The sequence below is a fragment of the Dictyobacter arantiisoli genome (assembly GCF_008326305.1).
In the GTDB taxonomy this organism is placed as follows: Bacteria; Chloroflexota; Ktedonobacteria; order Ktedonobacterales; family Ktedonobacteraceae; genus Dictyobacter; species Dictyobacter arantiisoli.
In genome coordinates, this window is the sequence record NZ_BIXY01000001.1 from 238,195 (window position 1) to 258,828 (window position 20,634).

At 48.1% G+C, this 20,634-nt stretch carries 17 protein-coding genes and 1 riboswitch; of the genes, 12 read left to right on the forward strand and 5 right to left on the reverse strand.

Annotated elements, in window-relative coordinates:
* Positions 1 to 191: 191 nt before the first annotated feature.
* Positions 192 to 989, forward strand: coding sequence for a hypothetical protein (locus F1593_RS00850; protein ID WP_149399342.1), 798 nt, complete (start codon positions 192 to 194; stop codon positions 987 to 989).
* A gap of 164 nt (positions 990 to 1,153) precedes the next feature.
* Here F1593_RS00850 and F1593_RS00855 read toward each other — a convergent pair whose 3' ends face one another.
* Entirely contained in the window at positions 1,154 to 1,432 is a 279-nt protein-coding gene (locus F1593_RS00855; protein WP_149399345.1) for a hypothetical protein, read from the reverse strand.
* A 517-nt stretch (positions 1,433 to 1,949) separates the two neighbouring features.
* Between F1593_RS00855 and F1593_RS00860 the strand changes: the two genes are divergently transcribed.
* On the forward strand, positions 1,950 to 3,224 hold the full coding sequence (locus tag F1593_RS00860) for an AI-2E family transporter (protein WP_149399347.1): 1,275 nt from the start codon (positions 1,950 to 1,952) through the stop codon (positions 3,222 to 3,224).
* A 237-nt stretch (positions 3,225 to 3,461) separates the two neighbouring features.
* On the opposite strand, the gene F1593_RS00865 is transcribed toward F1593_RS00860, so the two are convergent.
* Together F1593_RS00865 and F1593_RS00870 are read right to left on the reverse strand one after the other, a co-directional pair.
* Complete coding sequence (locus tag F1593_RS00865; RefSeq protein WP_149399349.1) at positions 3,462 to 4,121, reverse strand: potassium channel family protein; 660 nt, start codon at positions 4,119 to 4,121, stop codon at positions 3,462 to 3,464.
* Positions 4,122 to 4,234: 113 nt separating this feature from the next.
* The gene (locus F1593_RS00870) at positions 4,235 to 4,663 is read right to left on the reverse strand and encodes a potassium channel family protein (RefSeq protein WP_149399351.1); all 429 of its coding nucleotides are present in this window, start codon (positions 4,661 to 4,663) and stop codon (positions 4,235 to 4,237) included.
* A 384-nt stretch (positions 4,664 to 5,047) separates the two neighbouring features.
* Here F1593_RS00870 and F1593_RS00875 point away from each other — a divergent pair, with 384 nt between their 5' ends.
* The 7 genes from F1593_RS00875 to F1593_RS00905 all read left to right on the forward strand — a co-directional run bounded on the left by F1593_RS00875 (position 5,048) and on the right by F1593_RS00905 (position 12,883).
* Entirely contained in the window at positions 5,048 to 6,124 is a 1,077-nt protein-coding gene (locus F1593_RS00875) for a lipid II:glycine glycyltransferase FemX (protein WP_149399353.1), read from the forward strand.
* A gap of 19 nt (positions 6,125 to 6,143) precedes the next feature.
* Positions 6,144 to 6,707: a hypothetical protein gene (locus F1593_RS00880; protein WP_149399355.1), complete on the forward strand. Its 564-nt coding sequence runs from the start codon at positions 6,144 to 6,146 to the stop codon at positions 6,705 to 6,707.
* 375 nt (positions 6,708 to 7,082) lie between these two features.
* Positions 7,083 to 8,321: a TolB family protein gene (locus F1593_RS00885; protein WP_149399357.1), complete on the forward strand. Its 1,239-nt coding sequence runs from the start codon at positions 7,083 to 7,085 to the stop codon at positions 8,319 to 8,321.
* A gap of 109 nt (positions 8,322 to 8,430) precedes the next feature.
* Complete coding sequence (locus tag F1593_RS00890; RefSeq protein ID WP_172631767.1) at positions 8,431 to 9,660, forward strand: peptidoglycan DD-metalloendopeptidase family protein; 1,230 nt, start codon at positions 8,431 to 8,433, stop codon at positions 9,658 to 9,660.
* Positions 9,661 to 9,915: 255 nt separating this feature from the next.
* Positions 9,916 to 10,974, forward strand: coding sequence for a sensor histidine kinase (locus F1593_RS00895; RefSeq protein WP_149399361.1), 1,059 nt, complete (start codon positions 9,916 to 9,918; stop codon positions 10,972 to 10,974).
* A 189-nt stretch (positions 10,975 to 11,163) separates the two neighbouring features.
* Positions 11,164 to 11,430 (forward strand): PLD nuclease N-terminal domain-containing protein, encoded by a 267-nt coding sequence (locus F1593_RS00900; protein ID WP_149399363.1) that lies wholly within the window; start codon positions 11,164 to 11,166, stop codon positions 11,428 to 11,430.
* Positions 11,431 to 11,716: 286 nt separating this feature from the next.
* Positions 11,717 to 12,883: a thiolase family protein gene (locus F1593_RS00905; RefSeq protein WP_149399484.1), complete on the forward strand. Its 1,167-nt coding sequence runs from the start codon at positions 11,717 to 11,719 to the stop codon at positions 12,881 to 12,883.
* A 93-nt stretch (positions 12,884 to 12,976) separates the two neighbouring features.
* On the opposite strand, the gene F1593_RS00910 is transcribed toward F1593_RS00905, so the two are convergent.
* Positions 12,977 to 15,049, reverse strand: a complete 2,073-nt coding sequence (locus F1593_RS00910; protein WP_149399365.1) for a HEAT repeat domain-containing protein — start codon at positions 15,047 to 15,049, stop codon at positions 12,977 to 12,979.
* A complete protein-coding gene (locus F1593_RS00915) occupies positions 15,049 to 15,645 on the reverse strand; it encodes an RNA polymerase sigma factor (protein WP_172631768.1) in 597 nt (198 codons plus the stop codon). Before F1593_RS00915 ends, F1593_RS00910 begins: the two co-directional genes overlap by 1 nt.
* A gap of 259 nt (positions 15,646 to 15,904) precedes the next feature.
* Positions 15,905 to 16,035: riboswitch (SAM riboswitch) on the forward strand.
* Positions 16,036 to 16,459: 424 nt separating this feature from the next.
* Here F1593_RS00915 and metX point away from each other — a divergent pair.
* From metX to F1593_RS00930, 3 genes are all read left to right on the forward strand, one after another.
* Entirely contained in the window at positions 16,460 to 17,602 is a 1,143-nt protein-coding gene (metX, locus tag F1593_RS00920; RefSeq protein WP_149399369.1) for a homoserine O-acetyltransferase MetX, read from the forward strand.
* Between the two features lie 46 nt (positions 17,603 to 17,648).
* Positions 17,649 to 18,977: a homocysteine synthase gene (locus F1593_RS00925; protein WP_149399371.1), complete on the forward strand. Its 1,329-nt coding sequence runs from the start codon at positions 17,649 to 17,651 to the stop codon at positions 18,975 to 18,977.
* Between the two features lie 93 nt (positions 18,978 to 19,070).
* A complete protein-coding gene (locus F1593_RS00930) occupies positions 19,071 to 20,555 on the forward strand; it encodes an aspartate kinase (RefSeq protein WP_149399373.1) in 1,485 nt (494 codons plus the stop codon).
* The last annotated feature ends 79 nt before the right edge of the window (positions 20,556 to 20,634 follow it).

Sequence of the window (20,634 nt, forward strand, 5' to 3'; positions counted from 1 at the left end):
TTTGGCTTGTGCTTCCTGATATCTTTTAATAGGTATAGTATTTTTGTTCCAAATATTGTTGACAGTTTTGGTCGTTTCGTGTACTATGAAAGAGGTTAGAACAAAAGTTCGCACATGTGTAAACAGGTACAAACCTGGTAATATACCAGATGAGTGAATATCCAAAAGTCTACAGAGAGGACGGTAGGAATGTGGAGCAGAGTTCATATGTTCAAGCAGCCAGACGTGCCAACCGGCGCACTTCAGCATCACAAGCCGCAGCTATCCCTGATGTTTTTGCGGAGGAGTATGATGATATCTGGCCGACTCACCATTCGAGTAGTGTAAGACGTTACCGCAGTGATGTGCAAATGGAGAGTGGGCGGGCGCAAGCTGATGAACAATGGTCCACCCTGCCTGATCGCCAGAGTACAGGCAAACGTGCCATACCACAGCGCAGAACCGCCACGCAACCCTCCGTACCGTCCAGCAGTCGTCATGCAGTGGATACTGAAGACGTCGTTTTGCCTGATCAACGCGTACCCTATCAATATGCACCTGCTCATCCCTTGCCTCGCTTTCATTGGACCGTCTGGACTGGACTGGCTTTATTCTGTATGATTATTGGCTGGTTTGTTGTGAGCAGCATGTTGCATTGGTGGCAAATTACGCGGGACGATTGGCACTATGGGCGTCCTCGGACCTATCAGATAGATCAGGTGGTGGGGCATAATGATACGCTGGCGAATCCCAGTCATTTTATTGCCTTGAATCTCAATCGCCATGTCGAAGTGATCGAATTTCCTGGAGGGGATGCAACCCATGCCAGAGTCTATATGGGACCCGTACTGGTAGGTGTTGATCAGGATCTTGTTCCTGTGACCCTCACTTTTGTGGATGCCAATCACGACGGCAAATTGGATATGATTATGAATGTGCAAGATAGCCATATCATATTTTTGAATACTGGCAGTCAGTTTAGTTCGCCTGGCAATGGAGAACACATATAAACGTTTGAGCCTTACCCGGATGCGCTGTTTTTTTCTATCCATTCTCGCACTGACAACCTGCTCTTTTGTATCTACCCGGTTATACACACAGACACGGTATCAACCACAATCTTTTTGCACAGTGAGATGATGGTTGATGCCGTGTCTTATGTATAGAGTCCATATTAGCGCATCGAACGCTCTAAAACGGCATCCCTGGTCGACAATTCTTTGTGAGAGAGAGACGATTGGATTGTCATTGGCTTGAGTTTCGCAAGTTGTGTTGGTATAGATTTTTTTACTGCCGCTGGTTGGCTACTGATTACCGGTTCTCGTTCGGCTGTATCGAGATGTGGGTCGCGCCGTAGTGCAAGATAGGCGAAGACGAACATCCATGCCAATAACAGGACAAGTAGAATAGATAATAAAAGTACGGTAGGTGTGATTGCTACGTGTATACCCACGGGCACATCCTCTTTCACGTTGCTTTCAATGAAGCAAGATAAGATTACCATTTTGTAATAGACAACAAAAGTAATTGACCCTGGTCCTTCTTGTGCCCAACTGTCCAGATAGCCCCCTGGCAAATCTGAACGATGGAAGTGAGCACCTTACAAAGAAATGACGACACATAAATAAAGAAAGTTTCAACATATGCATATGTGTTCATCGTATGTCTCTTCTGTATATTGTTTATCGAATGCCGCTTATTTGGCAACAAAACAAGACTTTCTGGCTGTGTTCTTCCTTTTTGGGGTTATTTCTATAGAGCTATATCTTATTATAGATCATTTTTCGCGTAGCTTCGCAATTAACTATTAATAATTGGATGCATCAATCTTTTTTTGAGCAATGGGAAATTCGCGCTAGGTAAAAAGTTTTGGTGTTCCATACGATGGACTTGCCAGCGAATCTAAAACCTGTCACAATGGTTTTTTAAACTGTTAAGTTGAGATCTATCAACTGTGAAGGCGAAAGTGTATGGATCAGATCAACTGGCAGAAAACGCGCGATATATTGCTCAGTATTGTTTGCCTGGGGATAATTTTTTATGCTTCATGGGTACTATTGGGGCAGTTCGTAGATGCAATTATAACCTTTTTGCTTGCTATGACTGTAGCGTTTCTGCTGACTCCTATTGTGAATTTTTTAGGGAAACATGGCGTACCTCGTCTGCTGGCAACGGTAATTACGTATGTGGTAGTGCTTGGAGCGATTATTGGTCTGGCGTATGAACTCATCTTTTCTTTGGTGCTTCAAGTCAATACTTTTTCTACGACAATTACAAATTTTGCTTTTTCTTTACCAACAACATTCAATGATTTAATTAAACAGATGCTTAAAGTAGGCATCACCTATGGGCAAATTCATTCCGCTATCGCGCAATTACAATCGCAGATGTATAGCTTTGCCACGGATCTGGCGGGCAATGTGATTGATATTGTGTCTAATGGTGTCAATGTTTTTGTGGATGTTTTTCTCGTGACGGTTCTCAGTTTTTACCTGACGTTGGATGGGAAACGCATTCGCGATAATATGATCAAGATTGCTCCTCAAGCGTGGTTGCCGCATGTGCTGCTGTTTGAGGATGCCTTGTACAGGGTGGTGGGCAATTATATTCGTGGACAATTGACCTTAGCTGTACTGATTGGATTGGGTACCAGTTGTATCTGTCTGGTGTCTGGTCTGGGCGATTATGCCCTTATTTGTGGGGTGCTCGCCTTTTTGTTTGAGACTATCCCCATGGTTGGTCCTGCTCTGGCCTCGATTATGCCTATCTTGCTTTCCTTATTGCTTGGTGAGCCGCAATTATTGCAGCGGACGGTCCTTATTGTCGTTTTATTCATCATTATGCAGACACTTGAAAGCAATGTTTTAGGGCCACGTATTGTCGGGCATGCGGTCGGATTGCATCCAGTTGCGGCTATTCTTTCACTTCTGGTGGGGGCGCAATTGTTTGGTATCTTTGGCGCGCTATTGGCAACGCCAGTGGTAGCGGCAGCATGGGTTGTTATCGCGAGCCTCTATCGTTCGGCCCATGGCGAGACAGCCGATCAGATTCTGGCTCATAGGCGTGAGCCCTGGTCCCTGCGGCATCCACTGTTCCGTCCTAAAAAGATATTTACCAGGAGCGGAAAGGGAAAAACCATGGATCAATTGCGGGCTCGTGTCCACGTTGATGAGCGCCTCGGAGAAAAGGATAAGTTTAGCTATCGTCATGTTCTACATACCCTGCACAAAGAACCTGCGAACTAATGCTCTGTTCAGTTTTCTCAGGAATGTATCAGGCTTCCATGATCTTCGTGATCTTAGCGCATGAGGTTTCACACCCGAGGTGCTCAAAAACTTTTATTGTGTTTTGCATAAAGCGTTCTTCGAATATTTTATGCAAAACACAATAAAAGGGCGTGGGTGAACACCAGGACCTCGATGGAACTGGACGTCAGGCACATTTCTAATGATAAACTGCCTGAAAAGTTTATTTATAGCGCTCTATGCAGTGCCAAAGGTGTTACGGAGTTCTTCTTCACCTTCGCGGTTGACCAGAGCGTAAATCTCATCGTTGGCCTGGATGACGATGTCTCCGGAAGGAACGATTGGTTTATCATCTCGGATGACGAGTGCCAGATTGCTGCTGCGTGGGAGATTAATCTGGTTCAATGCTTTGCCAACCACTGGCGATAGCGATGATACCGTTATCTGAGCAATTTCCAGACCCGCACGTTTCAAGTTCATCAGGAGAACAAAGCGTTGTCCTGGTAACTCGGATTCAATTAAGGAGAGGATCGATTTGGTGGGACTGACTGTTACATCGATGCCCAGTTTTTGGAATAACTCTTCGTGTTTAGGATTGTTCAGACGAGCAATCGTACGTGAGACGTTAAAGCGCTTTTTGGCTGTTTGACAGATGACCAGATTATCCTCGTCTTCACCTGTGACCGCGATCACGACATCTGCGCGCCGAGCTCCGGCCTCTTCCATGGTTCTGGCCTCACAGGCATCGCCACGCAATACCGACTGCCCAAGTTCTTCCTCTAAGGTTTGGAAGCGCCCAGTTTCTTTCTCAAGCAGTAAGGTCTCATGACCTTGTTGAAGTAAATACCGTGTGAGGTAGTAACCGACGTCACCGCCTCCCCCGACAATAATATACATGTGGGTATCTCTCTCCTACTTTCTTTCTGCTAATAGATCATGTATGCTATAGACTACAGCGTCTGTCCTCTTGTATGATGTTTGAGAAGGTATTTGTAGATACGCTGTTATCTTCAATTTTTGTTGGGTGTTGTCGCTGGCCGGGTACCAATTAATGCATTGGAAACCATGTTGGTAATGACCTGTGTGGGACAAATAGTTTCCAGACCCAGTTCTCTATACGTTTGTTCGCGGAGAGGATCATAGATACGGCAGATAACTTTTTGCGTATGAAAGATTTCTTTTGCGATCTGGCTGGCCATAATATTGCGATTATCGCCATTTGTCACAGCCGCAAAGGCATCGGCATCTTCCAGACCGGCGCGGCGCAAAACTTCTTCATCTACGCCATTTCCAACGATTCTATCCCCTTTAAATTTGGGGTTAAGGCGCTGGAAAGAGTCGCTGCTTTTGTCGATAACTGACACTGTATGTCCCGCTTCATCCAATTGTGTGGCTAATGTTCCACCAACACGGCCACAACCTAGGATCACAATTTTCACGGATAGCCTCCTGTCGGTCTAAAGACCGCTGCTTAGGGTAGTTAGTGTAACCCGAATATTATAGCATGCATAAAAAAAGATGTTTGTTCGTTGGACCTGTACCTGCAAATGTTCTTTTTGGAACTGGGAAATGGGCAATCTGGTAAATTCTAGATATGCTATGTATTCTACGGTATGCCTATTTTAGCATGAGGTGTAAGAGCTCTGTCTATGCCCCATGTGTGCGAACGGAAGCGGGATTGTGAAAGGAGGGGGCAATCCTTAAAATCCGGGGTCCAGGGCTGTGTTCTGGTCTCTCTTCTCTCCCGCCGTAAGCTGCAAAAGAGAGAATGGGAAAGCCCTGGTTCCGTATGATGACTCTATGTTAAAAGGAAAAGTTTTGCTATGATAAGAATTGATTCTATGCCTCAACATCTATCTGGTTCTACCCGGTACATCCTGCGCGCTGTTCCTATGGAATTACGGACCCAATGGGACGCTTTTGTGGCAGAGCATGCCAATGGTCATTTTTTGCAAAGCTGGGGCTGGGGCGAACTGAAAGCTCTGGCGGGCTGGCACCCTGTGCGACTGGCTTTATGGGATGGTGAGAGAATAGTGGCAGGGGCCCAGGTGTTACGTAAATCTGTCGCGCATATCCCGCTGGCGGTTGGACATCTGGCTTATATTCCCCGGGGACCAATTATCGATTGGCAGCAAGCTGAATTGTGTACAACCTTTTTTGTGTTGCTGCATGATTACTTGCGCTGGCAAGGTGCTGTGGCATTGCATTGGGAACCCGATGTTGAGGCTGCGAGTAGCGCTGGTAACGCCATTGCTCAGTATGTTGCGTCATGGCGTGGTACCTCTGCCATTCCTGCTACTCAGCCAGTACGTACAATAATACTAGATCTGGAGCCGTCTGAGGAGCGTTTGCTGGCTCAGATGAAGGAAAAATGGCGCTATAATATTCGTCTGGGGATGCGCAAGGGTGTGACGGTGCGGGTGGCGTCTTCGCTAGAAGATGTAGCGGCCTGGTATGCTTTGCTACAAACAACCGGCGAGCGAGATCAATTTGGTATCCATGATCTAGCTTACTATCAACGTGCCTGGCAGATCTTTGCGCCACGTGATGAGTTGCGCCTGTTGCTGGCGGAGCATGATGGACAACTGTTGGCCGGGATTGTGGTGGTACTGCTGGCCAGGCAGGCGATTTATTTATATGGCGCTTCCAGTAATACCAGCCGCCACCTGATGCCCAATTATGTATTGCAGTGGGAAGCTATTCGTTGGGCCAGGCAGTGTGGCGCACGCTTCTATGATTTCTGGGGAATTCCCGCTACCGATGCTGAGGATGAGGCGATGGCTGGCGTGTATCGTTTTAAGCGGGGCTGGGGCGGTCGCATGGTCCACTATGTGGGTGGTTATGAAAATGTTTATCGACCTGTGACAATGAATGTCGCACGTCATTTTTTAGCGAATTAAAGAGAATGAGGAAATATGGATGGTTTTACCCTTCACTTTAGAAACTCCTTTGGAAGAGCGTATTGCGGCTGATCCTGAGTGGCAGGCTGGTGTAACGTGGGGCGAACCGCGTCCCGGTCATATGGAAGGCGCGGTAAAGTATCATATTGTTGATGTCCTGACAAATATTGATCAGAAGCATTTGTTGACTGAAGAACGTGAAAAACTTCGTTTGATTGCTTTGATTCATGATAGCTTTAAATATCGGGTTGATGATAGTCGTTTGAGCGTTGGTACAAACCACCATGCCTCGATCGCACGCCGGTTTGCGGAGCGCTATATCTCCGATCCTGCTCTGCTGGATATTATTGAAGCGCATGATGAGGTCTATCATTGTTGGCGTTTAGGCCATTATAAAGGGCGTTGGCAACGGGCTGAAGAGCATATCGATCAGTTAATGGAACGCTTAGGCGATGCCTTTTCTTTATATGTCCACTTCTTTTTTGCTGATAGTAATACCAACTCCAAAAATCCAGAACCGATGAACTGGTTCAGAGATTTTCTCCAGCGTAAAGGGTACTCCATGTCCCAGAGATCGTCTTGAGTCTATCGGATCTGTCAGACCTGTCTATAAGTCCCGCGTTGCCTGTATCGTGGGACACCCCCTGTTCTGCACTCTGGTTCAGTCGATTGGAATTACAGGGATCACATTCAATACACTTATATCCCTGTTTTCAATACTATTGCTATTGGCAACCCTCTGACAAAGTTTTCGCACCAATGGTGCTCAAACCAATTTTTAGTATGTATGGTAGAAAAAGTTCTCAGAATTTTTTCTACCATACATACTAAAAAGAGCGCAGGCGCGCAGGCGCCTGCCAGCAGGTGAGCAGCAAGATCCCGCTGGGAGTGGGAATCAAACACTTTGTGAATAAAATGGTGTCATTGTGCAGCACTTCTTGCAGAATCGGGAAGACATATGAAACGGAAAATCTTGTTACCGCTCTTGGTTGTCTGTATTGTGACGCTGATAGCGGGAGGTTTTACTTGCTGGAACAGATATCCACAATGGTTTGCTGCTTTTGTAGCTAACGATCAGGCGGCGCATGTTTACCTCTACTATACCTTAAAAGATACACGTGGCTTTGTCCTGGCACGTGCTCCGAAGGGCGCGAATGGTCAGCCATTGGGAAGTCCACAACCGCTGGTAGCACTGGGGGATACTTTTGGTCAGTTATCCACCGACGAAGTGGCTTCGCTACAGTTATCCCCTGATGGCAACTATCTGGCGATAGATGGAAATCGGGATCATGGCGAGCAGGTATGGATGTATGACGTACAGCACTCGTCCGTCTCGTTTAAGCCTGCGGCTGTGATGGGAAATTTTTTGCGCTGGTTGCCGCATGGGAATGGTCATACCTTTTTATATCGTCCCATGTTTCCTCTTGGCCCCGATGCTCCCCTGGATGGAGGTAGCTGGAATCCAGGTCTCTGGTCGGTTGATGCCGAGACAGGCGCACATGTGAATATTGATATTGGTACTTCTTCCGCATCTTTGATTGATGCTGTATCCTCCCCGGATGGTTCGCGCATTGTGTATTCTACGAGCTCTGGATTGGGCCTGGGCAGCGATACTTATGTCATGAAAGGGGATGGCAGTGGGCGGATGCACTTATTCGCTTCCAGGGGCCTGGAATCCGTGGCAGGACTCTTTACCTGGTCTCCGGATGGCACGCGGATTGCTTATGAGCGCCTGGCGGATAGTCCCGCCCCTTTCCTCTCAGCGGGCCTCTGGCTGCTGGATAGCACAAGTGGACAACAGCAGCGTCTGGCAGATGTAGATGGTGGACATGGCTATATGCCTGCCTGGTCGCCCGACGGCCAGAAAATCGCGTTTGTAGTTCGCACCAATCCAGGTGACCATCGTGCGGATAAGCTGGATCAGTCATTACAATGCGCGATTGGGGTCGTCAATCTTCACACACATCACGAGCGTCTGGTAGCTAGCGTGGCGCAAACAGGCCAGCAGTGGAACATCAATCCTACCTGGTCGGCTGATAGTGACCACGTCATTTTTACCGCTTTAAATCCTCTCAACCATGCCATTGGAGGCACCCCACGCTACTGGTCGGCGCAGATCAGTGATCATAATGGCTCTATGCAGACGCAAGTCATTCCTATCTCGCCAGTGTTTTCGCACGTTGTGGCCTGGGGATAGATTGACCTTTTCTGGATTATCAAGTTGAGTTTGTGCTTCTGCTTGATCTTTGTCGTGCAGAGGGAAGTTGTAGGAATACTCTTCCCGATTAAAAAGAAGATAGATGGCTATGAAGTTTACAAGATTTCAACGGTTATTGGTGCTTTCTCTGGTATTGTTCCTCTTATTGAATTCTCCAGGTGTAGAGAGCGCTGCATCTCTATCCGGGTGGTCTCCATTTTTTCAGGACCGATTGGCCCATGCAACCGAGGCGCACACGCAGCGCCCTTTCCCATTTTTACATCGTCCCTATTATGGTTATCAGACGATTATGCAAAGAACAATCTCTTTTATGGATCATGATAAGCCGTGGTATGCTAATGATGGAAAGTTTGTACGTTTTGATGGTTTTACCTGGAATGATTCGGTTTTTGATTGCACATCTGGCCTGAGCTGTTATGATGGACATAATGGATATGATATGAATCTACGTTTTGAGTCTGTGTTGAGCGCAGCCCCGGGACGTGTATTGCGGGCTGGTTGGTATAACCCCCTGGATCATAATTCTTCGTTTGGTTTGTGGGTAGCGATAGATCATGGCAACGGTTTTGTCACATCGTATGGACATCTCAGCTCGATTCTGGTGGCGTCAGGCGAGCAAGTTGGTACTCAATGGCCACTGGGTACCAGCGGCACAACCGGTGACTCGACTGGTCCGCATTTGCATATGTCTGTCTATTACCTATCAAACTGGCGTGCCACCGATCCCTTTGGCTGGCGCGGTCGTTTTCATGATCCCAACATTGTGCCTGACAATTACATCTGGGTAAATGCCCCCGCCACGCGTTATGTGGTGCCGTACCTTGGAGGTTCTCATGCGTATCCTGGTGCCATATTGGTAGATGATGGTGGAGCAGTATGGAGTGCAACGGGTTCCTGGCATCGAAGTGCGTTTCGTACTGATGTACATGGTGGCTTACACTGGGCTTATACTTCACCTGACACTACAACTGCAACCTCTACCTGGCACGCTACCATTCCTGTCAGTGGTTATTATGAGGTGGGTGTCTATGTGGATGATACCCACGCGACCAGTAGTTGGGTTCCTTATACTGTGTATAGTGCCTATCCCGGTAATCCCCGGCTTTTGGCGGCCCATACGATACGCCTGGATGAGTCCCACATCGGCTATTTCGGTGGCCCTTTTGGCACGGTAAGTACCGGCACACAGTGGTTGAGCCTGGGAACCTATTACTTTCGCCGGGGGATGACCGGGCGGGTAGTGCTGAGTAATGCGACAGGTGAAAGCGGCGTTCAGGTTGCTGCTGATGCGGTTGAGTTTGTGCCAGTGGCTGGCTAGAGAGCCGGGAAGGGTAGTTCAAGTGGTAATCAATACGCTTGATGCTGTCATGCCGTAGTTATAGTTGTGTTCTTTTTCATTTTTTTCGATTGGAATAACCGGCGGCCCCTGAAGGATGAAGGCCGCTTGTTCCTGCTAGTTAGTACTCGTGAAAAATAACAAGCGATGTGTGGTATACGCAAATAGTAGTAGTAAAACACGACAATTATGTGCCTTCTTGTAGACTGGAAATAGGTAAAAGTAAGGAGTGGCATAATGAGTAGAGATGGAAATGAACGCCTTGATGTACGTCAGAAACAAAACATGATGCTTTCGGTAGTCCAGGGAAAGCCTGCTGAGATGGCTATAGCACACGATCTGACGACACACTATGTCGCATTGATACGGGATGTATTATCCTGTCATTTTGTCATGCTGACCGAATTTTGCTGTGAGACAGATAAACTGGTGCCCTTAAGCCATGCTGGCACTTCTCCTCTGCCAGATCAATATTGGGAGCAGGGGGTGCGTTTAGACACCCTGGTTGCAGATGCCTCCCAATATGCGCAACTGTGTTCCGGTGAGGTGTTTCCCTGGTTGACGGCTCAGCCAGCTTCCAGCATTTCAACAGCGTATCAGATAATCGTACCGCTGGCGCAGCAAGAGAATCTGATTGGTATGCTGTTTATTAGTTATAACCTGCCGTTGCCTCGCTATTCTTTGCACGAGCTACCATTTATAAAATCGAGTAGCCAATTAGCGCTGTTGATTATTCAACAGGAGCGTGCCCGACGCGAGGCAGAGCGTAAGCTGGCTATATTACAGGATCGACTGGCACTTCTGGAGGCGGAACAGGATCAGTTATGCTTATCCTGGTTGAATCTTAATCCTTTGATTATGGCGGTGGTCAAACGCATACGGGGAGCCACTCCCCATCGGCATATCGCGCTTCGTCTGGCTGTTGCATTACCGGTATTATTGGGTGATCGTGAAAAATTGCTACTGGTTATTTCGCATCTTATCAGTACCGCACTGGAATATTCCGCTCCTGGTAGTGACATTATTATTTGTAGTCGGGTAGCAGGTAATCTTGTGCATCTCAGTATTCACACGCGAAGCGCCGTAATTGCCCTGGCTGTTCCAAAATATGACCATTCATCGCTTCAGATGACTGATCAGAGTGGGGATTGCAGGGGAATATATTTAAACCTGGCTTTGGAGCAAAAGATTATTAACCTGCATGGTGGACAGATCTGGGTTGAGTGCAGCATGCATCAAACGCTTACCTTTCATTGCACGATTTGTTTTGCAGCCTCCCAATCAGTGCAAATCTGATAGCCCATCCCCAAAAATGACTACAAGGGTGTATCGTGCAACAATCTATTCACTCACCTCGTACTATAAATAGCAGCAATTAATTAACGCTGTGGAAATTCTCAACAAAGAAAAGCGAATTGCCAAATGAATAGCAACTCTATTGTTTTCTAATTTAAACGCGTTATATCTTCCATAAGGAGAAAATAAATGACTGCCAGTCGCGGCTGTGCCACTAATTCTATTCTGTTTTTAATCTGCGTGTTTATACCCGTTGTAGGCCATATTATTGAAACTATCTTTATCCTGGAGGATGACCATTCTTTCCTGGGTAAGATTTTTTGGTTAGTTATTGTCTGGTGCATACCCTTCCTGGGAGCCTTGCTCTACCTCTTGTTTGGACAGCGTCCCGTCAATCGTCCTCGCGTGATGTTTGGACAGCCGGGCTACCTCAACAACAATCCCTATCAGCGCTAATACTAACCAGTTTAAATCTAGCGGGCACAACCTGAAATCAAGGTTGTGCCCGTTTTTATATAACAATAGATATGCCAGAGCGTATGATTGATAGACATTATCTTCATCTGGCAATTTGTCGTTAGTATTGCTTTATATCTTCTGCTGTGAGTAAGCTTTATAGTACAGTTATTAATCATTGCGATGTTGTGAAAGAATAGAGATGGGAGCTAAAGTAGCAGTACATCCAGGTGCATAAGCACGTCCAGCTAGAGTGAGAGGAAATACGCTGATGTCAGAGCATAGCATGCGAGAAGCGGTCATTGTTGAGGCTTTGCGTACACCGGTTGGGAAACGTGGTGGTCAGTTGAAGAACTGGCATCCCGTGGACTTGTTGGCGCATGTGTTCTCGAATCTTGTTGCGCGTACCGCCATTAATCCCGAGTTGATTGATGATGTGATTGTGGGTTGTGTGAGCCAGGTTGGCGAGCAGAGTCAGAATATCGCACGCAATGCGGTGCTGGCGGCTGGCTTGCCTGAGTCCGTTCCGGGGACGACCGTTGATCGGCAGTGTGGGTCCAGCCAGCAGGCTATCCATTTTGCGGCGCAAGGTATCATCAGTGGGGCGTATGATATTGTGCTTGCCGCTGGTGTGGAGTCGATGACGCGTGTGCCAATGGGCTCAAATGTGCAGGGAGTAGCCTCACCTTTTGGCTCATTGATGGAGCAACGCTATCAGGGACAAATTTTTCATCAGGGCTTGAGCGCGGAAATGATTGCGCAGAAATGGAATCTTTCACGGACCGCATTGGATACTTTTAGTCTGGAGAGCCATCGACGAGCCGCTGTCGCAACGGCCGACGAACGTTTTGTCTCGCAGATTGTGCCGGTGCCAGTCCCGCATACCGATGGCAGCACCACGCTTTTCAGCCAGGATGAGGGCATTCGTTTTGACTCGAGCCTGGAAAAACTGGCGACGCTCAAAACAGCCTTTAAGGAAGATGGTGTGATTACAGCGGGGAATGCTTCACAGATTAGCGATGGGGCAGCCGCGTTGCTTTTGATGGAGCGCGCGACGGCCGAGCGACTGGGATTACGCCCGCGCGCCCGTTTGATCTCTTTTGCCCTGGCGGCCGATAATCCCGTCTGGATGTTGACCGCTCCCATACCGGCTACACGTAAAGTATTAGCAAAGGCCAATCTGACACTGGCCGATATGGATTTGATCGAGATCAATGAGGCCTTTGCCAGTGTGGTCCTGGCCTGGCAGTACGAGCTACAGGCTGATTTGAGCCGGGTTAATGCCAATGGAGGTGCGATTGCGTTGGGACATCCTCTTGGAGCCTCAGGGGCGCGTCTGACAACGGTTCTATTACATGAACTGGAACGTACTGGTGGACGCTATGGCTTACAGACGATGTGTGAGGGCGGCGGCATGGCAAATGCAATGATCCTGGAACGCTTACCCGCGTAAAAACGTATCAATGCCTTAAATCATGCATCTACCTGGGAATAAGTCGCAGGAGCGGTTAATACAGCCGCTCCTGCCAGTTTCCAGTCCCCGTGCTTATTGATGGGGTGCTGACCAGATACCGATAGTGCTATTATAGTGTGGATCAACGTTCTGGCTACCTACGAAACTTACACGTATAATGGCGAGGTAGTTGCTATCAGGCGACCATTGAATTTCCTGCACACTACTAACAGAATTTGCACTTTTGTAGCGTGCGATATCGTCGCCTGTCATTGCATCCCAAACCTGCACAGCAGTATTTTGATAGATGGCAGCTAAATATTTGCCATCCGGTGACCATGTCAGGATATGCCTCTGTGTACCCATATTTCCATGATGGGTGGCGATCTTTTTACCTGTTCTGATTTCCCAGATATCAACAGTTTTGTTATCCTTCTCCTGGATTGCTATATCCGCTCCATTGGGAGAGATGAGTTTGCTTAGATCTGTTTCGACGCTCATATCGCTGGGAATACTTGCAATCAGCTTTTGATGAGGGATATCCCAGATCAGGGTAGAATATTCTGCATCATGATAGCCAGCCAATCCCTCCTTTACTCCCTGTAAAATCAGATAGTGACTGTCCCTTGACCATGCGGATGCGGATGTTTGTATGAGTGTGGATGGTATGGTTTGCAGTAATTTTTGTGTTCTACTATAGGATTCGAGGATAAAGATATTTTCAAGGCTAATCGCTGCCAGGTAGTGCTGGTCAGGAGACATTGTCAGGTTAGAAATATTTCGATCGAAAAAGCCAAATGAGACATCTCTTTTCTGCGTAACGTTCCAGATGACAACATTGCTTGTGGTAGTGCTAACTGCAATGGATTTTCCTCCTGGCAGCCATGTGGCCTGTTGATAGGGAGCCAGACTATCCTTCAAGACAAACGGGATGGAATTTTCTTTGGGTTGCGCGATTACCAGACTCCCTTCATTGTCCAGCAACGCTAATTGTGTGTTATCTGCCGACCACCATACTTTGCGTGTTGCAAATTCCCCCTGTCCCTCACTGGAAGGAGCTTTTCCCGCCAGCGTATAATGCACCAGTAAGCGACCAGTCCTGTTATCTACAATATAGAGATAATTTCTCTGTGTCTCTTTACTGCTACCAATCCCTACATAGTAGTTGTTATCAGACCCGGTTGCATTTTCCATTATGAGTACTTTATCAATATTCATTAATCGCGCAAGGTCTATTTTCGGATAGTCTGTTTTATGTTTGCCTGGTAGGTTAAATGTTTCGAGTGAAGGATTAGAAAAAGTCAGTTGTTGGCTGTTAGCGCTCCATTGTGCGTTTGTGATAGGGAGTTGCTGATTGGTTGTAGCAGCGGTCCACAGCGGTTGTCCGCCATCCGAGACGGTATGGGTGGTTGGGACGATGGAAAAGAGAAACCAGGCGCTCACAAGAGAGAGTAGTATGATTGCTGCTACCAATCCTTCGAGCATGTGTCGGCGTCTCATAGTAACTCTTTTAACGTGTTGATATTTGTTATGTGGGTGCATAGGAGCGATATCGACGATCTCAAACTCTATCTTGTCGCTGTCAAAGGTTGGCAGAGAGTTGTTTTCTATCTGTGATTCTGCTCTGTCCTGGAGATTCTGGCGTTTCATGTTGGTGAATGCTGAGCTGTCAGGTAATGAGGTCGGCTGGTCATGTCCATGTTGGGTCATAACGTGTAGCGCTGCCTGACGTACAATATCGCTGGGATCAAATTGAGCTGCCGCAATGTGTTCAAGGTTGGCATGGCCGGGTATTGCGTCCAATGCGTAGATAGTAGCTTCCCGTACCAACGGTGAACTATCCTGAAGCGTTCTGGTTAAACGTGTCAGCGAACTGGTATCATGCCTGTAAGTGATTACTTGTAGGGCTGCGATGCGTACCGATTCATCTGGATCTTGCAGCGCGTTCTGTATTAATTTCTGAGCCTGAGCGGTATTCTTCAGATGATGGATGATATGGACGCGTTCCTGCCAGCTAAACGTGGGGAAGCGTGTGTTTAGCTCCGCCATGTTTGTGGTATCTATCGTCTCAAGGACCGTCCGAGCACTGTTTAAGCGTTGTTTTAGAGCTGGCAAGAGCGTTGCTGGCGCTTGAATATTTGGTGTATCCAGATTTTGCTCATCCATTAGTATACCTCCCTGGTAGGCGTGTAGAGTATTTGATAGAGAAGTTTGGTGCTGCGATGTAGTTGGGATTTGACGGTTCCGATGGGTTGTCGGGTCCTCTCGGCCACTTCGCGTGTTGTCAGGTGTTCAAAGTAATAAAGTTGCACTGCCGTCTGATAGTTTTGGGGAAGTTGCGCAATCCCTTTTCGTAAGGCTTGTTGTTCTTCATTGCGGCAGGCAAGCTCTTCCGGCGTCATGCTTTGATCCTCAATATCCAGTAGAGGATCGGTTTGCTGCGTGGGCAATGGAATGGAAGGGAGTCTGTCGGCGCGGGTTTGTGTATCGCGTAGATAGTTTTTATACAGGTTGCGTGTGATCTCAAAGAGCCATGAGGCCAGTCTGAGCAATAAAATTCGCTCAGGAGGATAACCTTTGAGCGCGTAATAGGCACGCTCAAGTGCCAGTAATACAATCTCCTCAGCTGCGTGTGGGTTGTGTACATGGGTCAGGGCAAATGCGTAGAGTCGATCTTGATAACTAATAACAAGCTGCTCAAAGGCTCCATCAAGATTGCTGGCTAGCAGATATAGTAGTTGCGGTTCATCTAACTGCTCCATAAATCCCTTTCTGAGCATCCGCGGTATGATCAGGTTTCATAGCATAGAACACGGCGCAAGTGAAAATGGTTGCATGAAAACAAGGAAAATGTATTCATCAAAATGATCTATGTGTAATGTATACACTGGATTATAACGGTTGTGCCCTTGACACGTCGGGACCCCCTTGGGTATACTCTCACTAACGTAAAAATAAACAGACCAGACAATAATTAGATACAAGTTCACACAACAGAATCAAAAATTGCAGTAATAACTGCTCTCATCCAGAGAGGTGGAGGGATACGGCCCTGTGAAGCCCGGCAACCCGCTTTGCAATGTTGCAAGCAGGGTGCCAATTCCGGTAAGATGTGCCTGTAGATATACAGTGCATGTTTTGCAAGATGAGGGGAACAGCGATGTAGCAGCCCCCCGTGAGGGGCTTTTTTGTTACCTGTTTCCTGGAATCTCGTGTACCTTACAATTGAAATATCGAATGGCGTTGAAGAGGAAGAGTAAATGTTAAGGGCGGTTACAGCGAGTTGATAGAGATGAGATGTCAGCACCGTACCGGCATTGAATATGGCCTTAGAGCCGCGGATTGAACCCTTGTATGAGGTAGTAGATTGCGCCGTGAGCTACGTTACAGCTCGAGTGTTATCCAGAAGTGTCCATGGAGCCCACAGAATAGAAGTCTGGAAGGGAACGACTGATAACACTCATAAGGTTGCTGCTGTGAGGTAGTGACAAATCAGGGTGGTACCGCGAAGACGTTTACCCCTCGCCCCTGCAGGGTGAGGGTTTTTTTGTTCCCTTTTCCAGGAAGGAGTGCAACATGGTAGCACAATTGCAGTACATTAATCACAAAATACAGGTAAAACCAGAGAATGAAGTGTTGACATTCACTTTTGATCAACTGCTGTTGCAACGCGGTGGACGTCTCGGTCCCGTGACGCTGGCATATGAGACGTGGGGGGAGTTGAATGCAACCGGTGATAACGCGATTTTGATTACGCATGCCCTGACCGGAAGTTCACATGCTCATGATGTAGAAGATCCGGAAAATCCTAAAGTTGCCTGGTGGAATCCTTTGATTGGTCCTGGAAAGTATTTTGATACTTCGCGTTTCTTTGTGATTTGCTCCAATATCATTGGAGGCTGCTCGGGCAGCACTGGCCCTTCTTCCATCAATCCTTTAACCGGACGCCCCTATGGTATGCGTTTTCCCGTGATTACTATCCGCGATATGGTACGGGCGCAGCGGAAACTGATTGAGCATCTGGGTGTACGGCGTTTAGCCATGGTAGTTGGTGGCTCTATTGGTGGTCAGCAGGCTCTGGAATGGGCGGTCCATTATCCTCATCTGGTCGATAAAGTCATTGTGATGGCGGCTTCAGCGGCAGTTTCTGCTCAGGCAATTGCTTTTAATGAAGTGGCTCGCCAATCAATCATGGCAGATCCTGCCTGGCTGTGTGGCGATTATTTGCCTGGTCAGGGACCGACCACTGGCCTGTCGATTGCACGCATGCTCGCCATGATTACGTATCAAAGCGAAGAGTCTATGGAGATGCGCTTTGCACGCAATTCGGTGCAGCGTGAGGTGGTAACGGCACCAACCTTCTCGCCTGAGCTGGGTGGACGTTTTGATGTTGAGAACTATCTCTATTATCAGGGTGATCGCCTGGCCCAACGCTTTGATGCGAATAGCTATCTTTATGTGAGCCGGGCCATGGATCTCTATGACGTGAGCGAAGATTATCTCTCTCTGGATGAGGCCTTGCGCCGTATCCGTAGCCAGATATTATTTGTGGGTATTCGTTCAGATTTTCTCTTTCCTGCGTCACAGGTCCGCTGGCTGGCAGAGAAAATTCAGGCTGTGGGTGGTAATGCGCAGTATGCAGAGTTGGATTCTCCCCATGGTCATGATGCCTTCTTAAAAGAATGGTCAAAAATAGTGGATACTCTGCAAGAATTTTAATTCTACGCAGTTTTTCATATAGTATAGCTTTAACAGGAGAAAAAACATGGCATTGAATAGCAATCGTAGTTACGGTTTCGAGACGTTGTCATTACATGCCGGGCAAGAGACTGCTGATAGCGCCACCGGAGCCCGTGCCGTTCCTATTTACCAGACTTCTTCTTATGTCTTTGATAGTCCTGAGCATGCGGCCGATCTATTTGCCTTGAAGCAATTTGGCAATATTTACACCCGCATTATGAATCCAACCCAGGACGCCTTTGAGCGTCGTATTGCTGCACTGGAAGGTGGCGTTGGCGCGCTGGCAACCTCTTCCGGTCAGTCGGCAGAGACGCTGGCCCTGTTAAATATCGCCGGTGCGGGCGACGAGATTGTTGCATCCTCCAGTTTGTATGGTGGAACTTATAATCTCTTCCACTATACCTTTGAGAAGTTGGGCATCAAGGTCCATTTTGTGGATGGGCGTGAACCTGAAAGCTTCCGTGCTGCGATTAATGAACGTACCAGGGCTATCTATGCCGAGACTGTTGGCAATCCCCGTCTGGATACTTTGGATATCCGTGCCGTAGCTGATATTGCTCATGAAAATGGTTTGCCACTGATCGTCGATAACACCATTCCCACTCCCTATCTGATCCAGCCGTTCAAGCATGGCGCAGATATTGTGATCCATTCAGCTACCAAGTTTATTGGTGGACATGGTACCTCCATTGGCGGCGTGATTGTGGATAGTGGTAAGTTTGACTGGGCGGCCAGCGGTCGTTTCCCTGGCCTGGTTGAGCCTGATCCTTCCTATCACGGTGTTCGTTATGTAGAAGCCGTTGGACCTCTGGCCTATATCATCAAAGCCCGCGTCCAGTTGTTACGCGATCTGGGTGCCGCAACCACTCCTTTTAATTCCTGGCTCTTCCTGCAGGGCCTGGAAACCTTGCCATTACGTATAGAGCGCCATAGCCAGAATGCTCTACGCATTGCAGAATTCCTGGAGCAGCATCCCGCAGTGAGCTGGGTCACCTATCCTGGCTTGAAGAGTCATCCGCAGTATGAGCTGGCTACCAAATACTTCTCACATGGCGGTTTTGGTGCTATCCTTGGATTCGGTATTAAGGGTGGTTTGGAGGCTGGCAAACAATTAATTCGCCATATTGAACTCTTCTCGCATCTTGCCAATATTGGTGATGCCAAATCGCTGATCATTCATCCCGCCAGTACAACCCATGCTCAGTTGGCTCCTGAAGAGCAGGTCGAGACTGGTGTAACCCCTGACTTTATCCGCCTCTCAATTGGTCTGGAGACCATTGAAGATTTGATTGAGGACCTGGATCAGGCCCTGAAGGCAGCGGTTGCTGATGTTGGCGTTTCATTGAATGCCTGAGTCATAGCTGTCTCTAGGGGTCTGTAATGCTTCTTTGCATGAAGATAGTGCTACAGGCCCCAGAGTCATGTTTAGGAATGTTGGTGGTTTGTTATGGAACAATCTGTTTGTGTTTTAAAATTTGGTGGTACGTCGGTTGGTAGTGGAGAACGTATCCGTCGTGTCGCCTCCATTATTGCTGATACTCGCAATGATCCGAAAACCCCGTTTCCGGTGGTGGTCGTTTCCGCCATGTCTGGTGTCACCGATCAACTGCTACGAATTGCGCGTGCGACTTCATCTGATGATCTGCCGGCTTGTGAGCAAGAATTAGCTTCTCTCCGCCAGAAGCATCTGGATGCAGTTGCAAAAGTGACCGCTGAGGGCGAGGCTCGCACGCAATTGTTGCAGGATATCGATAGTGCTCTGGAAGGTTTAGCGCGTGATGTTCAGATCTTGCGCGAAGCTACCCATGCAAACGATATGGTGCATTTACATACCGCGGCAGTCGCATCCTGGGGTGAGCGTCTCTCTATTTTGCTTGTTTCAGCAGCGACTCGTGAACATGGAGTGCAGGCAGAGCCAGTACGTAAAGAGGTCATTATTACTACCCATCCTCCACATGATCCTGAGCAGCCCTTTGGCGTGGTCGAGGGGGCGGAGCCATTGCTTGAGGAAACACGCACCAATGCCCATACCTTGATCCATCCTTTGGTGCAAAATGGCTGTGTGCCAATTGCAGCCGGATTTATGGGCCGCACAATTACAGGTTTTGTAACAACCCTGGGACGTAATGGTTCTGACTATTCCGCAACAGTGATCGGTGCAGCGCTAGACTGTGTTGAAGTCTCTATTTATACCGACGTGGATGGCGTATTATCCGCCGATCCTCGTCTGGTGGCGAATACACGCTTGCTGCCCCATCTCTCATATGCAGAAGCTGCACGTCTCTCCTGGTTTGGCGCAAAAGTCTTGCATCCACGTACCTTGATCCCCATCGCTCCACGCAACATTCCTGTGCGAGTACGTAACTCGTTCCGTCCCTATATTCGCGGGACAATTATTGGTCCAGTTGGTCATACTCCCAGTGGCGCTGGCGCGATCACGACACGGCGAAAGTTGGCCCTGATTACTGTAGAAAGCACAGATCTGTTTGGTGCTCCAGAAAATGCTGGTCAGGTCTTTGCATTGGCTGCCAAAGCCGGTGCCGCCCCGGTTGCGATCTGTTCTTCATCTGGACATCATCTTTCCTTTGTGGTAGATGAGAAGGCCATAGACTCTGTTGTTGCATTGCTGCATCATGTGATGGACCCGGCCCTCTGGACGGTGAGTCAGCGGCGTGGATTGGCCGCCTGCGCCTGCATCGGTTCTGGTTTCACCGCTGATCCTATGAGTTCGGCGCGCGCGATCACAGCCCTGGCCAGTGAGCGTATTCCTGTTATCTCACAGGGTGCTTCGGAGCAAGGTATTACCCTGATTGTTGAGGATCGTTCCAGCGAGCGGGCGTTACGCTGTTTGCATCGGGATCTGGTCGCTCCGGTTATTCCATTGGTGCGTCATCCCGCTAATGTGAGCGAGGTAGCACTGCGTAAAGCCTGAACGATTCCTGCTATACTACACACAAGAAAAACACAGCCCGGGATGGGAATAGCTAGCGGTGCATCCCCATTCCATCGAA

Bases quoted from the DNA above. Each gene is read 5' to 3' on its own strand.
- F1593_RS00860 (WP_149399347.1), top strand. From the start codon at position 1,950: ATGGATCAGATCAACTGGCAGAAAACGCGCGATATATTGCTCAGTATT.
- F1593_RS00865 (WP_149399349.1), bottom strand. From the start codon at position 4,121: ATGTATATTATTGTCGGGGGAGGCGGTGACGTCGGTTACTACCTCACA.
- F1593_RS00875 (WP_149399353.1), top strand. From the start codon at position 5,048: ATGATAAGAATTGATTCTATGCCTCAACATCTATCTGGTTCTACCCGG.
- F1593_RS00880 (WP_149399355.1), top strand. From the start codon at position 6,144: ATGGTTTTACCCTTCACTTTAGAAACTCCTTTGGAAGAGCGTATTGCG.
- F1593_RS00885 (WP_149399357.1), top strand. From the start codon at position 7,083: ATGAAACGGAAAATCTTGTTACCGCTCTTGGTTGTCTGTATTGTGACG.
- F1593_RS00890 (WP_172631767.1), top strand. From the start codon at position 8,431: ATGAAGTTTACAAGATTTCAACGGTTATTGGTGCTTTCTCTGGTATTG.
- F1593_RS00895 (WP_149399361.1), top strand. From the start codon at position 9,916: ATGAGTAGAGATGGAAATGAACGCCTTGATGTACGTCAGAAACAAAAC.
- F1593_RS00900 (WP_149399363.1), top strand. From the start codon at position 11,164: ATGACTGCCAGTCGCGGCTGTGCCACTAATTCTATTCTGTTTTTAATC.
- F1593_RS00905 (WP_149399484.1), top strand. From the start codon at position 11,717: ATGCGAGAAGCGGTCATTGTTGAGGCTTTGCGTACACCGGTTGGGAAA.
- F1593_RS00910 (WP_149399365.1), bottom strand. From the start codon at position 15,049: ATGGATGAGCAAAATCTGGATACACCAAATATTCAAGCGCCAGCAACG.
- F1593_RS00915 (WP_172631768.1), bottom strand. From the start codon at position 15,645: ATGGAGCAGTTAGATGAACCGCAACTACTATATCTGCTAGCCAGCAAT.
- metX (WP_149399369.1), top strand. From the start codon at position 16,460: ATGGTAGCACAATTGCAGTACATTAATCACAAAATACAGGTAAAACCA.
- F1593_RS00925 (WP_149399371.1), top strand. From the start codon at position 17,649: ATGGCATTGAATAGCAATCGTAGTTACGGTTTCGAGACGTTGTCATTA.
- F1593_RS00930 (WP_149399373.1), top strand. From the start codon at position 19,071: ATGGAACAATCTGTTTGTGTTTTAAAATTTGGTGGTACGTCGGTTGGT.